We start from the raw sequence: 1,066 nt of genomic DNA on the forward strand, positions 1-1,066 counted from the left end.
CCCGATCACCGCGACCGAGGCGCTGCGCGAGCACTTCACCACCGTCGACCCGGCCGACGCGATCCGTCTCGCACACGATGCGCGACCTGATGCGCTTCCCGCCGAGCTCGCCTCCCTGCTCGGCACCTACGGCCTGCCCGTCGACGCCGTCGCGGTCGCCCTGGTGCTCGGCCACCAGCCTCCCGAGTACGAGGTGCAGCGAGATGATGCACCCGCGCATCAGCAGGTCAGCACCCTCGAACCGGTCACTCTGGAAGCCGCCGTCATCGAGGCCGCATCCGCCCTCGGGCCGGACGCCAAGGCCAAGGAGATCGTCGAGCACGTCGCTCGGAACCGGCGCCTGGTCGTCACCGAGCCCTACGTCCGAACCGCCCTGTCGAGGGCCGCGAAGAGGTCCGACTCGCAGGCCCCGGCCAAGCCCATGGAAGGCGGATACGCGTGATGCGCTGGCTGATCCTCGGCGCCCTGCTCGGGCTCCTGATCGTCTTCCCGTCGCTGCTCGCCGTCGTCGTCACCGTCGCCGCGGCGATCGTCTCCAAGCCCGTCGTCGTCGCCTTCGGGCTCGGCATCGCCGCCCGCCCGCACCTGCCCCGGCTGCGGAGGTGGGCGCGGTGAATGAGCCCGTACAGCAGCAGATCGGCTACGACATGGCCGGGCGCCCGATGTACGCCCCGCCCGTCCAGTACGGCCCGGCGATCGTTGCTCAGCAGGCAACGGTTCCGCTCCAGCCGATCAAGGCCCACCCGTGGGGCGCGTACATCGCGGGCGGATGCGTCGGCGTCCTCGCCCTGGTCGTGGTCGTCGTCGCGATCGCGTTCCTCGTGTTCGGGTTCGCGATCCTCGCCGCCGTCCTCGCCCTCGCCGTCGTCTCCCTGACGATCTGCGTCCTCGTCCTGCGCGGCCTGTGGGCCGACTTCCGGAAAGGCAACTGACCCATGTCCATGAGGCACCACACCACCGTTCGCTCCGCCCGGGGTGGCCGCAAGTACCAGTACGTGTGCACCACCTGCGGCGCCAAGGGCTGGGAGGTCGACAGCTCCTACCAGGCGCAGCAGCAGGGCCGGGA

At 70.8% G+C, this 1,066-nt stretch carries 2 protein-coding genes and 1 pseudogene; all 3 read left to right on the forward strand.

Annotation, left to right across the window (positions count from 1 at the left end):
* A pseudogene (locus ABZ823_RS30960) lies at positions 1-442 on the forward strand (hypothetical protein); the annotation flags it as partial.
* Positions 442-615 carry a hypothetical protein gene (locus tag ABZ823_RS30965; RefSeq protein ID WP_361666249.1) on the forward strand — a complete coding sequence of 58 codons (174 nt, stop codon included), beginning with the start codon at positions 442-444 and terminating at the stop codon, positions 613-615. The pseudogene ABZ823_RS30960 and the gene ABZ823_RS30965, both read left to right, overlap by 1 nt.
* Complete coding sequence (locus ABZ823_RS30970) at positions 612-932, forward strand: hypothetical protein (RefSeq protein ID WP_361666251.1); 321 nt, start codon at positions 612-614, stop codon at positions 930-932. Before ABZ823_RS30965 ends, ABZ823_RS30970 begins: the two co-directional genes overlap by 4 nt.
* Positions 933-1,066 lie beyond the last annotated feature (134 nt).

The sequence above is a fragment of the Streptomyces sp. NPDC047079 genome (assembly GCF_040643755.1).
Taxonomy (GTDB): Bacteria; Actinomycetota; Actinomycetes; order Streptomycetales; family Streptomycetaceae; genus Streptomyces.